Source organism: Marinomonas vulgaris (genome assembly GCF_018145875.1).
Lineage (GTDB): Bacteria > Pseudomonadota > Gammaproteobacteria > Pseudomonadales > Marinomonadaceae > Marinomonas > Marinomonas vulgaris.
Genome location: NZ_JAGSSV010000001.1, coordinates 439,812 through 452,094 on the forward strand (window position 1 = coordinate 439,812; position 12,283 = coordinate 452,094).

Here is a 12,283-nt window from a genome sequence, read left to right on the forward strand (position 1 = left end):
GTCACAAATATGACATAAACTGCTGCCTTAGCGATTTTATTCATCAAGGTATTTTGAAGACGACATGAGCCAACTTGATCACCGCAGTCTACTGGACACCATTCTTTCAGACGGTCTTATCACACCGTACTTTCAACCCATTTATGATTTGAGTAATGGGGAAATTTACGGTCACGAAGCCTTGTCTCGTGGGCCTAAAGAATCGCCTTTGTTTTTTCCAGATCCGCTGTTTACACTGGCTCAAGAGGAAGGAAAACTACACTCACTCGAGCTGCTTTGCCGAGAGAAAGCCCTGTCTCGTTTTGCCGAGCTGTCACTTAAAGGCCACTTGTTTCTAAACGTTAGTGCTTCTTTATTAAGCTCACCAGATCATCAATCCGGCATGACTTTAGCGATTTTGCAAGAGCTGGGATTGGATCAAAAAGACATAGTGATCGAACTGTCAGAACAACACCCTTACGATCACAATGGCCTGCCTCGAACCAGTGTCGATCATTATCGTGAAATGGGTTTTCAGGTAGCGATTGATGATCTTGGTGTAGGCTATTCGGGTCTTCGTCTTTGGTCTGAACTGCAACCAGACATCGTCAAAATCGACAAACACTTTGTGCAAAACATCGATACCGACGAAATCAAACGGGAATTTGTACGCTCCATCGTGACCATCGCCCAGCGTTTACAATGCAGCCTTATTGCGGAAGGCATTGAAACGCAGCAAGAATTGGATCAATTAATTGAGATTGGCGTCACCTTAGGCCAAGGCTATTTTCTTGGCCGTCCAGCCGAACACCCGGCTTTTACCACACATTCGTATTTGGTCAAACAAGCGCAACGGCGGTCTCAGTTTCATCTTGACCACGCAGAAACGGTCCACACCTTATGTCGCCCAACACCAAGTTTACGAGAAAACAGCCTGCTGGAAGAAGCGTCGAGCATCTTTAAAAAACAACCTGATCTCATCGCCATCACCATTGTAAATCAACAAAATGAACCGCTTGGCGTTGTTCGTCGCCATCAGCTCCATGAGCTTTTCTCGACACCTTATGGTCGCGCTCTGTACGAGCATAAACCCGTCGTCAATTTACTCAGTAACGATGTACTGGTTGTTGAAAGTACAGTGAGCTTGTCTAGTGTGTCCACCATGCTGACCAACCAAGAAAACGACACCCTAAATAACGAAATTATTCTGGTCAAAAACGGTCAGTTTATTGGTTCAGGCCACCTTAGAGATTTGCTGAAGCGCATTACCGAGCTAAAAATTCAAAACGCCACTTACTCAAATCCACTGACGCTATTGCCCGGCAATGTGCCAATTCATCGCGAAGTAAGCCGGCGATTGCAAGCTCAAGATCACTTTCATGTGGCCTATTTTGATTTGAACGATTTCAAACCTTTCAACGACTATTTTGGCTACTCAAAGGGTGATCTTGCTATTCAGTTGCTTGGCTCAGTAATTAAAGAGGTGGTGAATCCGGAAAGCAATTTTATTGGTCACATCGGTGGCGATGATTTTGTAGTCATCTTTGGCGATACCGATTGGCAGCAGCAATGCCAAAGTATTTTGGCCACTTTTAAAGATAAAATACGCGAATTTTACGACATAACCACCCTAAAAGAAGGTGGCGTTTGGACGAAAAACCGCCAAGGCGACATCGTCTTTCACCCTATTTTAAGCTTGGCCATTGGCGTAGTTCAACCTACCCTCTCCGCCTGTAACAACCACCATCAGGTGGCAGAACTGGCTGCTCAAGCGAAGAAATTCGCCAAACAACAAGGCGGCAATCATTTGTATTTACTGCCAGTTATGACCTTGCCCTATCAGGCGATGTAAAACGCGCTCGACCGCCGCCCAGTTGCTGTAAGTCGATCAGACGGCAATCTTTACCAAGATGTGCTGCTTGCGCCAGTAATAACTCCGCGGTGGCCAGTGCATCGGTTAAGGCATCGTGCCCTTGATACTCCGGCAAACCATAACGTGCTCGACTGGCGGCCAAGCGAAAGCCACCTTCTTGAATCGGTTGTTGTGAACGCTGTGCTCGACCACGCTCAATTGCCAAGGTATCGAGCCAAGAGACAGAAAATGCCTTCAAGCCCTCGGTTTGCCAAGCCGGTTTTAAAAAGCCCAATTCCATCGGTGCATGATGAACCACAAGAATGCGCTGACGAAGCAGGTGTCGTAAATAACGCAGCACACTTAGCTGACGTTTTCCCTGTGAAAGCACATCCGCCTCAGTAATCATATGAATACCAACACTGTCCCCGACGGCAACCTTTTCCAATACAATGTGACGGGCGCTGTCTAACTGAATTTCACCACGATGAATGCATACCCAGCCGACACTGACGATTTGATCTTGCTTACCGTCTAGCCCAGAGGTTTCCATGTCCAACACCAAATAATCGAATTGCGACCAACGACGCTTTGCAGCTTCTCTGGCCTTATACCACTGACTTAACGATTGAAGCAACGCAAACGCCACTAGCTGTAGCCTCGTAGAAAATGCTGCTGCGCCACATCTTGAGCATCGCTGATAATACCGAAAGTGGTTTTCAGATGCTTGCGCTCTAATGGGCTTAAGGTTTTAGGGTCTAGATAGGCACTGGCTTTGCCGGTACTTTGCCAATGTCGACTTTGCGCCGCCAGTCTGAGCTCATTTAATTGATCCCAAGCGTCGATCAGATTACGCGCCGTATCTGAACTGAGGTGTTTTTCACGAGCGGCTTGCTCTAATCGATTCAGGGTGCCCGTGCGGTAGGTTCGACAAGATAAACCATACAATCGAGCTAAATCGTTGATCAACGCCAACCCTTGATGCTTGAGGTCTAATTGATTTTTATGCTCGCCAGATGATTCTAATAAGAAGTGACGAAAGAACCCCAGCGGCGGTTTGCTCGCCAAAGCGCTACGTGTCAGGGTTGCTAAAAATACGCTGTTAGTGCTGATTTCGCGCTGCATGTTTTTAACCAATTCATCCACTGGCGCTCGCTCGCCATACACACAGCGAATATCAAAAAAGATGCTGGCATGAAGCAAGGCACTGGGAGCACTGCTTTTGATCCAGTTTACAAATATATTTTGCCAACCGGCTTGGGTGCGTCGCCATTCTGGATTGCTCGCCATAATATTACCCGGGCAAAGGCGAATGCCACATGAGGCCAAGCCTTGGCAAATGCACTCGGACAAAGCGATAAAATAGTCATTTTCCGCTGGCGTGGGTTCACGCTCCAACATCAAGCCATTATCCTGGTCGCTACCAAGGGACTGATCCCGCCGCGCTTGCGAGCCAAACACTAGAAAGTGAAAGGCCATGGGCGCGGGGCCGACTTTTTCCAGCGCCAGTGTGATCACACGGCGGGTTAAATTATCGCTCACCGTCGCCAATACCTTACCCACATCGGCGGGTTTCATGTCGGTCGTGATCAGATTCATTATCAGCGCTGGCCATTGTTTGCAGACCTCGGCCAAGCGATTTATAGACGTCTGTCGGTGAATTTGGTTAATCAGCAGCAAAGGGCTGAGTTCTTGATGTCGCAATAAATCCGCGGCGGTTAACATGCCGACCGGTTGTTTTTGCTCGTTAACGATTGGCAAGTGATGTACATGTCGTTCACTCATTAATATTTGCGCCTGCATCACCAGGACATCTGACGTTAAGCTAATAGGTTCGGCGGTCATAATGTCTTTTACTCGCACTGTGCCATCGCCACCTACGGCAAGAATGCGGGAGCGCAAATCCCGGTCTGTCACAATACCAATGAGACGCCCCTGCTCAACCACCAAGATAGAACTCACACGAGCTTGCGTCATGCGTATGGCAATGGTTTGCACGGTTTCTTCTGGTGAGGCTAGAATCAGCTCTCGGGTCATGATATTGGCAATAGGCGCTGATAATTGTAATCCGGAGGACGCCAAACTGTGATCTTGGCTCAACGACAGCTTACGCTGCCGGCTGTGTCGCGTGTGTTCGAAAAAAAGCCCGAACGCTGCATTTTTTTCTAGCATGCTCACAAAATGGGCTTTATCAAAGCGATACACTAGGCTGTCTTCCATCGCCACCACGGTCAAACCGTCAGGGTTTTGACTCAATACACTCGATACACCAAAACATTCACCGTCGGCGATTTGATCCACCAGCCCCCCTTCGGGTGTGCGAATTTCGCAGGCGCCACGACGAATCAAGTGGACGGTGGCTGTATCGCCCTCTAAAGACAGTACTTGCCTTTGGCGCACGTAAACCAAAGACACGCCAGTAAGCACTTGCTTACGCTCTAGCTCATTAAGATTGGTAAAGGGTGGCGTAGTCGCCATAAATGCATGTACTTCGGGGATGTCTATGGCGGCCATATTATTATTCTCGTTTGGTTGGCTAAGAGGTTATTCGACTCAACAGAGTGTGCTCTTTTATCATAGACAACAAAACGCTTTTTAGACCAATGTCTAAGGGGGCAATGAACGAAACGCTGACTAAGCGGCGAGTAGCGTTACCCTAACTCCACCCGATTTCGACCATTGGATTTTGCCTTGTATAGAGCACCATCGGCGCGGGATAACAAGCTGTCCATGGTGTCGGATTTATGATGCTCTGCGACGCCAATGCTCACACTGGTGGTGACTATTTTGTCATCAAAACTCAGGGTAAATTCCTCAACTTTTTGTCGCAAGGTTTCCATTAACTTGGTGGCGCTGTCTAACTGAGGGCAGGTTAGAATCACCAGAAACTCTTCACCGCCCCAACGGCCAATTACGCCGCTGTTTTCCACAACGCTCTGCATGAGTTTGCCAAGAGAAACCAACACATCGTCGCCCACTAAATGACCAAATTCATCGTTCACTTTTTTAAAGTAATCGATGTCGATCATAGCCACACTCAGATGATCCAAGCTTTTGCGATGCTCTGAGCAATCTTCTTGTTGGCAATCATAGCCTTGAGAAAGGTGTTTCATCATCATTCGACGGTTAGGTAGTTCGGTCAAAGGATCGATCAAGGAGGTTTTCTCTAACTCGATATTAAGTTGTCTCAGGCTGCGCTGATAACGATCCGAAATACGCGTCATTTTTTCAAGCTGACGCAAATGCTTGTCAAACCGTTCACTAAGACTTTTTTCGCGCTGTATCATCATGTCTTGATAGGAATCAGACAGACGAGTTAAACGCTCCATACGCTCCCACTGATCCTGATTGATATCCCAAAGCTGGCTAAGCGCCTGCCTCGCAGGGTGATCCTGATATTCTGGAGTGTCTAGAATAGCTTGGACTTTTGCTTCAAGTTCAGTGAAATCCGTCTTCATTTATTTGCCTATAATATTAAAAGGAAAGGTGCAGTCTTCCTTGAATTCTTCTGCCAACTCCGCCACGCGTTCGTTTTCGGCATCAAAATACCAATTTACAGCAACGGCACGTCCCTGCTGAAAGCACTCTTCCATATCATCGAACATGTCCATCATCACCTTGATACTACTGGTATTTAAGTAGAGTAGGCTGAGCTCCAAAGTCAGTGGCTCCGACCGATCTTTCAAAAATCGCGTTACCCAGGTAATCATCTCACTGTACAGTTCATAGGAGTTTTCTGGGTAGGAGTCCCCTTCCATGTACAAGACGCCATTTTGCCAATCGCCTTTTACGGTAGGCGACGAAGCGCTTCCTTCTATTCGTAAATCATTCATCTTCAATTACTCAAATTTGGATACTTAAACTAAAATACGCGGTGCCATCACCAATGTCTCTTAATGTAGATTGCATAGGCTTTGACGATTTTCTCGCCATGTCTATCAAACCCAATCCTGCTCCTGTGACCGCATTTTCATCCCGAGGTTGACGAAGTTGGGTTTTATAAGCCGCTTTTAGCTCGACTTTGTCCATTTTGGCAAAGGCTTCAATGCGCGCAACCAACGCATGGCCATCATCTAGTTTAACAATATTACCCGCCGCCACGCGGTAACAATCTTCACTGTGACTCACAATAACCGTGGCCGTATCTGCCCCCGGTAATTGAGAGGTGGTCGCGTAATGGCGGATGTTCTGTGTTAATTCAATATAGGCGGCAAACACGTCCAAGGCAGAAGCCGGAGATAACTGTTCCGACTTCAGATAATTTTTTAATGCGTTGCCAATTTCTTCAATCAAACTGCGGGAAATAGGCCCATTAAAACACAATAAAATATTGTCTGTCTCAAAGCGCTCTCTTAACCCATATAGATCCGGTGAACTCATTCTACCTCCCCTTATGTCTGTGAATTATTGAGATCGAATCGGAAAGACAACAAGGTAATGTCGTCTCGTTGAGGTTGATCTCCCATGTACTGATCTAATGCCTGCTCAAAAGACTGAGCTTGCTCGTTTAATGGTAGAGCCGCGTTGTCAATGAGCAAGGTTTCAAAGCGCTGATTACCAAAACCAAAGTTTTTCTCACCACCCGATTGGTCTAAAAAGCCATCGGTGGTCATATAATACGTCCAGCCAACTACGGGCAAGAAAGTGTTTTCATACTGCCCACGACGACGATCTCCAAGGGCTCGTCGCCCCGAATTGTATTTGATGCATTCTTTACCATTGCTGGCATAAAGGGCAATTTTCGCCCCTGAAAAACACATATCACTGCCATCTTTGGGCACATACACCAAACCGACGTCGGCGTTTGTTGCCACTTTATTCGCGCTCACTTCTTCGCTTAACATGGAGCGCAATGTGTCGTCGGTTAAACTCAACAAAGACGATGGGTCTGTGATACCCACTCGGGCAATGGAGTAATCAATGGCGGCGCGCATCAGCATGGTCATCAAAGCACCGGGAACGCCGTGTCCGGCGCAATCGACAACGCCTAACAAACAGCCATCATCTGTGGTGTGGAACACATAAAAATCGCCCCCAACCACATCACGAGGTCGCCAGATGACACTGTGCTCTTCACCCAAAAATTGACGCATTTGTCGATCGGGCAAGATGGATTTTTGAATCAAGCTGGCATAATCAATGGAGGCTCCCATCTTTCCGTGCGCTTCTAGCACTTTTTCGTGGGCTTTTTCCAATTCCGCCGTACGCGCCTGAACCTTGTCTTCTAATTCTTGAGTATGGCTGCGCACTTGCTCTGCCATTTTGTTAAAGGTTTTGCTTAAATCACCAATTTCGTCGTTACCATCAGCGGTTAACGTGATGTCATAGGAGCCGCTGGAAATGGCTCTCGCCGACAGTTGTAGCTGTCTAATGGGTGCAATCAACAATCGCTCAACCACGAAGCCGAACACGATCAACAGCAAAATCAACAACAAGACAAACACGCTGACCGCTGGCAGCACTAAACTGGAATCGAACACGCTCACATTGGCCAGGTCCACATTGGTGACCACAAACCAGTCCAACAATGGAAAGTACACAAACGCCATGAGCTGTTTGTGTCCCTGTTGCTGAACCGTGACCGTGACCACGTGACCCTCTTTCGCTTGAGCGTCTTGCAAGGCATTCTTAACTTGTGTCTTGGCGTTGTCATCGTCTAGTAGAGCAAAAATAGACCCTGTGGACGAACCACTTTTTTTGGCACTGTAGGCATTCAGCGCCGCATTGGGGTGAACTTCTATGTCGCCCACAGCATTGATAATAAAAGGCGTCACGCCTTGTACCGGGTTTTCTAGGAAGCGCGCCGTAAAGCGTTCTAATGAAAAGCCTGTCCCCGCCAGGCCAATGTACTCACCTTGAACGCGAACTGGCACATTGATCCACACCTTCATCGCTTTTAGAACTTCGTCGTAGTTTACATTGATATTAAAAGCATCACTTGTTTTGCGCCCTGCAAAATACCATTGATCGGCTGTTTTGCTGCTGTCTAAGGTATATGTGGGAATAGGTGCCAGAGGTGTGTCAGCATCGGCAAAATAGTAATGGCCGTTAGCATCGTTCACGATAAACATAGCGTGGTTTTGGAAGGCATTCAGAAAGCCTTGCGTTTCGGCCAGCCATTGCTTTTCGACTTGAGCATTGTTGGGGGCCATGAGCCAAGTTTTGGTCAAAAATGAGTCTGCAAAACGCTCGGCTAACGCTACTTCTCGTGCAACAGGCGTTAAAATGCGTTGATAGTTTAATTGCGTGAAACTATTAGCGTAGTTTTCGGCGGAGTATTCTTGCCCCTTTTGGACAAAAGACCAGCCAATGACACCTATCATTAATAAAGCAAATAGGCAGGTGCTTGCCAACGCAAACAACGACTTTCCGCGTAATCCCCAACGGGCCATATCACTTCATCCTTTACATCATGAGTGCAGATAAACACAACCGCTTTACTTTTCGGTCGCTACAAAATAGTAATAATACAACTACTTGATGACTTTTTAAGTTTTACCTGCTTTTAAAGCAAGTTATAGGCCATTAAATTAACCAGCTATCTTGTTGATTTAAGTACGTCAGCATACAGGAAGACCGCTATCAACTGTATTTACTCACCATTTAGTGGCACTTATATTGACGCATATCATGGCATCAATATTTGAAAAATAACGACTTTAAAAAAACGTTCAAAAAAATGCCGCCAAATTTAGGGTAAAAAAAGTTTTCTAACTATATCAAGCACCTACTTAAAAACAGATTTTTCTAGCAGTGAAACGCTTGACTAAGATGAAATGTTATCGGTAACATTCGCATTAGTTACCGGTAACATCGGTTGTCACTGGTAATTACATTCCTACTTGCGGTAACACAAGCCGCTCTTCCAAAAAAAATAATGGGAAGCAATATCATGAACAAACTTAGCTCCACACTTCTAACCGCCACTCTTGCTGGTGTGTTATCTACATCTGCCATCGCCGCCGATTATAACTTTAAATTTCAATCCTCTGATCCGGCAGGTGACAAGAACTTCCAAGTTCAAAAAGAATGGGTAAAACGCGTCGAAGCCATGACTAATGGCCGAGTTCATATTGATTTGCTCCCTGTTGGCAGTATTTTTAAGCACACAGAAACGCTAGACGGCATCAAAATGGGCATCCTCGATGGCCAAATCACTGCAACTGAATTTTTCTCTGGCAAAGACCCCGCTTTTGGTTTGATTGGCAACACAGTGGGCGCTTGGTCAGACACGCAACAACTGCTGCAATACGTCAACTATGGCGGTGGCTATGAACTAATGAATGAGCTTTACGCGCCCTACGGCGTTAAATTCATTGGCGGATCCACAACCGGTGTCGAGTCCTTTGTTTCTCGTGTGCCATTAAATGGTGTTGACGACCTTAAAGGTTTAAAGCTGCGCGCTCCTGAAGGCTTGGTGCAGCGCGTTTTTGCTGCTGCAGGTGCCGCTCCTGTTAACTTACCAGGCTCTGAAGTTTTTACCGGCCTAAGCAAAGGCGTTATTGATGCGGCCGATTACACCGTCTTTTCTACTAACCAAAAAGCGGGTATGAACGACATCGCCACACACCCTGTACAACCGGGCTTCCATTCTTTGCCATTGATCGATATTTCAATGAATAAGAAGAAATGGGACAAGCTACCTGCAGACATTCAAGCTATTTTGACCGTGTCAGTGCGTGATTTTGCTGAAGATATTACAACTCAATTGCGCATCGCCGACCAAGCGGCTGTTAAAGCAGCCCAAGCGGATCCAAATATCACCATTCATAACTGGTCAGCCGAAGAGCGCAAAAAGTTTCGCGCCATCGCTCGCACTCAGTGGGAAGAATTCGCGAAGAGTTCATCCAATGCACAAAAAGTGTATGACTCCATCACCACTTATCTAGAAGAAAACGGCCTACTCTAAGCGGTGCATAAGCCACTTTTCAGTCCTTAAGCTAAAAAAAACAGGCGTTTACTGCAAACGCCTGTTTTCCATCGGATCATGACCATGAAAGACGACCTTCACCCAACGACGCCAGATACATCAGAGCAACCCAGAAATGTACTTGATCGCTGTATCTTTCGGTTTGGCAACCTTATCAGCCTGTTGTTTATTTTCACGGTAGCCATTTCATTTTATGAAGTGATTATGCGTTATGTGTTCAATTCTCCTACTACTTGGGTGCACGAAACGGCTTCGTTTCTGGGCGGTTGCTTATTTGTGTATGGCGGTGCTTATGCGCTGTCGATTAATAAGCACGTTCGTGTGGTGCTGATTTACGATCAAGTCTCAGATCGCACTCGACGTTGGTTGAATGTATTTCACCACATTATGGGATTAATTTTTTCTGCCTTACTCAGTTGGGCGGCCTATCAGATGGTGCAAGACTCTTGGTTCACGCCGTTTGGTGAGTTACGCCTCGAAACATCAGGCTCGGCGTGGAACCCAGCTTTTCCAGCGCTGGTTAAAGGCATGATTTTTATGACCTTGAGCATCATGTTTGTGCAGTTTGCCTTGCACCTCATACAAGAACTTAATGGTTTAAGGAAACGCGACCATGTTTGATTTATCCGCAATGGGCATAGGTTACGGCAGCCTATTAATGCTCGGTTCCATGATTGTATTGCTACTGACTGGCATGCAGTTGGCGTTTGTCACCGCACTAGTGGCCTTGGTGTTCGCGATTGGTTGGTTTGGTGTGGGCGCGCTGCCCTTGATCACCAGTCGATTGTATGGCTTTGTCGGCAGCTATGTGTTTCTCGCAGTGCCCATGTTTGTACTCATGGCCGCCTTGCTAGACCGCTCGGGGATTGCTCGAGACTTGTTTGACGCCATGAAGGTGTTTGGTCGAAAACTGCGTGGCGGCGTGGCTGTGCAAACCTTATTGGTCGCGATTGTCTTAGCATCTATGTCCGGTGTTATTGGCGGAGAAACGGTATTGCTTGGCATCTTAGCCTTACCGCAAATGTTACGCCTAGGGTACAACCGAAAATTGGCCATAGGAACGACCTGTGCTGGGGGCGCCCTCGGCACCATGCTACCACCCAGTATCGTCTTGATCATCTACGGTCTTACCGCCAGCGTTTCAATTGGCGACTTATTCAAAGCCGCTTTTTTGCCCGCATTTATTCTTGCATTTGCTTACATGGCGTATGTGCTTATTCTGTGCCGTATTCATCCTGAATACGCTCCCTTGCCAACCGAAGAAGAGCTTGCCGCGGACGAGGACGTGAATTATTTCAAAGCCCTGTTGTTTCCTTTGCTCACCGTTATGATGGTGCTTGGCAGCATTTACACAGGCGTGGCGTCGGTTACTGAAGCATCGGCCCTTGGCGTGGTAGGCATTATTATCAGCGCAGCGATTCGTGGTGAGTTGAATTACGCCATGCTCAAGGACAGCGCCACTGCCACCATGAGCACTTGCGGCATGATCATTTGGATTGGCATAGGTGCCACTGCGTTAGTGGGTGTATACAACCTAATGGGTGGCATAGACTTTGTCGAAGAGACGATTCTTGCACTCAGCGGGGGCAGCGTAATGGGCACCATCATGATTATGATGTTGATCCTACTGGTGCTGGGCATGTTTCTTGACTGGGTTGGCGTCGCCTTGCTGACCATGCCGATCTTCGTTCCGATTATTACAGGACTTGGCTTAGACCCTATTTGGTTTGGTGTTGTCTTTTGTTTGAACATGCAGGTGTCATTCCTTTCTCCACCCTTTGGGCCTGCGGCCTTTTATCTTAAATCGGTGGCGCCAAAGGACATCAGTCTAGGAGAAATTTTCAGTGCCTTATTGCCCTTTATCGCCTTGCAAGTCTTAGTACTCGCCTTGGTCATCTTCTTTCCCGAATTGGCACTTTGGTGGAAATAAAGCTGTAAAACATCGCCTTGCTATGCTTCGCAAGGCGTTAAGGACACAAACAATATGACACAAAAAATTGTAGTTTTAGGGGTCTCTGGTTCGGGCAAGTCACTGATCGGTAAGCACATTGCCGATGCTCTTGGGTATCGTTTTTTTGACGGCGACGACTTCCACAGCCAGGCCAATGTAGAAAAAATGCGCCAAAGCATACCTCTCACAGACGATGACCGAAAAGGCTGGCTAGAAACCTTGAATGGCCTTTTAAAAGAGCACCCAACCGCAGTGATCGCTTGCTCAGGTCTAAAACCGGAGTATCGAGCCATTTTGCGTAGCGGCGTGGACGATTTGGCGATGATCTACTTAAAGGGCAGCATAGACACTATTTGGCAGCGCCATCAGAAACGCAATGGGCATTATTTTAACGGTCGAGACATGCTAGAGAGCCAGTTCGCAACCCTAGTCGAACCAACAGAGGAAGAAGCCCTAGTCGTCGATATATCTCAAGAGCCTGCCGCCGTCTTGCAGCAAGCATTAAGGTTACTTAACAAGTAACAAAACACACCACCAGGTTAAGTCAATATGCTTACCTTGGTGGTGATTC

General features: G+C 47.0%; 11 protein-coding genes. 5 read left to right on the plus strand and 6 right to left on the minus strand.

Annotation, left to right across the window (positions count from 1 at the left end; all coding sequences use genetic code 11):
- Positions 1-64: 64 nt before the first annotated feature.
- Positions 65-1,831 (plus strand): GGDEF domain-containing protein, encoded by a 1,767-nt coding sequence (locus J9B83_RS02115; protein ID WP_211535063.1) that lies wholly within the window; start codon positions 65-67, stop codon positions 1,829-1,831.
- Here J9B83_RS02115 and J9B83_RS02120 read toward each other — a convergent pair.
- From J9B83_RS02120 to siaA, 6 genes are all read right to left on the minus strand, one after another.
- On the minus strand, positions 1,803-2,480 hold the full coding sequence (locus J9B83_RS02120) for a 3'-5' exonuclease (RefSeq protein ID WP_211535064.1): 678 nt from the start codon (positions 2,478-2,480) through the stop codon (positions 1,803-1,805). The two genes, J9B83_RS02115 and J9B83_RS02120, sit on opposite strands and share 29 nt — an antisense overlap.
- Positions 2,480-4,345: a putative nucleotidyltransferase substrate binding domain-containing protein gene (locus J9B83_RS02125; protein WP_211535065.1), complete on the minus strand. Its 1,866-nt coding sequence runs from the start codon at positions 4,343-4,345 to the stop codon at positions 2,480-2,482. Before J9B83_RS02125 ends, J9B83_RS02120 begins: the two co-directional genes overlap by 1 nt.
- 137 nt (positions 4,346-4,482) lie before the next feature.
- Positions 4,483-5,289 (minus strand): diguanylate cyclase, encoded by an 807-nt coding sequence (locus J9B83_RS02130; protein ID WP_211535066.1) that lies wholly within the window; start codon positions 5,287-5,289, stop codon positions 4,483-4,485.
- Positions 5,290-5,664: a biofilm regulation phosphoprotein SiaC gene (siaC, locus tag J9B83_RS02135; protein WP_211535067.1), complete on the minus strand. Its 375-nt coding sequence runs from the start codon at positions 5,662-5,664 to the stop codon at positions 5,290-5,292.
- Between the two features lie 10 nt (positions 5,665-5,674).
- Entirely contained in the window at positions 5,675-6,211 is a 537-nt protein-coding gene (siaB, locus tag J9B83_RS02140) for a biofilm regulation protein kinase SiaB (protein WP_211535068.1), read from the minus strand.
- 11 nt (positions 6,212-6,222) lie between these two features.
- Positions 6,223-8,223 (minus strand): biofilm regulation protein phosphatase SiaA, encoded by a 2,001-nt coding sequence (gene siaA / locus J9B83_RS02145; protein WP_211535069.1) that lies wholly within the window; start codon positions 8,221-8,223, stop codon positions 6,223-6,225.
- Between the two features lie 500 nt (positions 8,224-8,723).
- Here siaA and J9B83_RS02150 point away from each other — a divergent pair, with 500 nt between their 5' ends.
- From J9B83_RS02150 to J9B83_RS02165, 4 genes are all read left to right on the plus strand, one after another.
- Entirely contained in the window at positions 8,724-9,740 is a 1,017-nt protein-coding gene (locus tag J9B83_RS02150) for a TRAP transporter substrate-binding protein (RefSeq protein WP_211535070.1), read from the plus strand.
- An 84-nt stretch (positions 9,741-9,824) separates the two neighbouring features.
- Positions 9,825-10,382, plus strand: a complete 558-nt coding sequence (locus tag J9B83_RS02155; RefSeq protein WP_236037044.1) for a TRAP transporter small permease subunit — start codon at positions 9,825-9,827, stop codon at positions 10,380-10,382.
- Positions 10,375-11,691: a TRAP transporter large permease gene (locus J9B83_RS02160; protein WP_211535072.1), complete on the plus strand. Its 1,317-nt coding sequence runs from the start codon at positions 10,375-10,377 to the stop codon at positions 11,689-11,691. Before J9B83_RS02155 ends, J9B83_RS02160 begins: the two co-directional genes overlap by 8 nt.
- Before the next feature lie 54 nt (positions 11,692-11,745).
- The gene (locus J9B83_RS02165) at positions 11,746-12,234 is read left to right on the plus strand and encodes a gluconokinase (protein ID WP_211535073.1); all 489 of its coding nucleotides are present in this window, start codon (positions 11,746-11,748) and stop codon (positions 12,232-12,234) included.
- Positions 12,235-12,283 lie beyond the last annotated feature (49 nt).

Excerpts from the sequence above, each read along its gene's own strand:
- J9B83_RS02150 (WP_211535070.1), top strand. The coding sequence starts at position 8,724 with ATGAACAAACTTAGCTCCACACTTCTAACCGCCACTCTTGCTGGTGTG.
- siaC (WP_211535067.1), bottom strand. The coding sequence starts at position 5,664 with ATGAATGATTTACGAATAGAAGGAAGCGCTTCGTCGCCTACCGTAAAA.
- J9B83_RS02125 (WP_211535065.1), bottom strand. The coding sequence starts at position 4,345 with ATGGCCGCCATAGACATCCCCGAAGTACATGCATTTATGGCGACTACG.
- J9B83_RS02155 (WP_236037044.1), top strand. The coding sequence starts at position 9,825 with ATGAAAGACGACCTTCACCCAACGACGCCAGATACATCAGAGCAACCC.
- J9B83_RS02130 (WP_211535066.1), bottom strand. The coding sequence starts at position 5,289 with ATGAAGACGGATTTCACTGAACTTGAAGCAAAAGTCCAAGCTATTCTA.
- J9B83_RS02160 (WP_211535072.1), top strand. The coding sequence starts at position 10,375 with ATGTTTGATTTATCCGCAATGGGCATAGGTTACGGCAGCCTATTAATG.
- J9B83_RS02115 (WP_211535063.1), top strand. The coding sequence starts at position 65 with ATGAGCCAACTTGATCACCGCAGTCTACTGGACACCATTCTTTCAGAC.
- J9B83_RS02165 (WP_211535073.1), top strand. The coding sequence starts at position 11,746 with ATGACACAAAAAATTGTAGTTTTAGGGGTCTCTGGTTCGGGCAAGTCA.
- siaB (WP_211535068.1), bottom strand. The coding sequence starts at position 6,211 with ATGAGTTCACCGGATCTATATGGGTTAAGAGAGCGCTTTGAGACAGAC.
- siaA (WP_211535069.1), bottom strand. The coding sequence starts at position 8,223 with ATGGCCCGTTGGGGATTACGCGGAAAGTCGTTGTTTGCGTTGGCAAGC.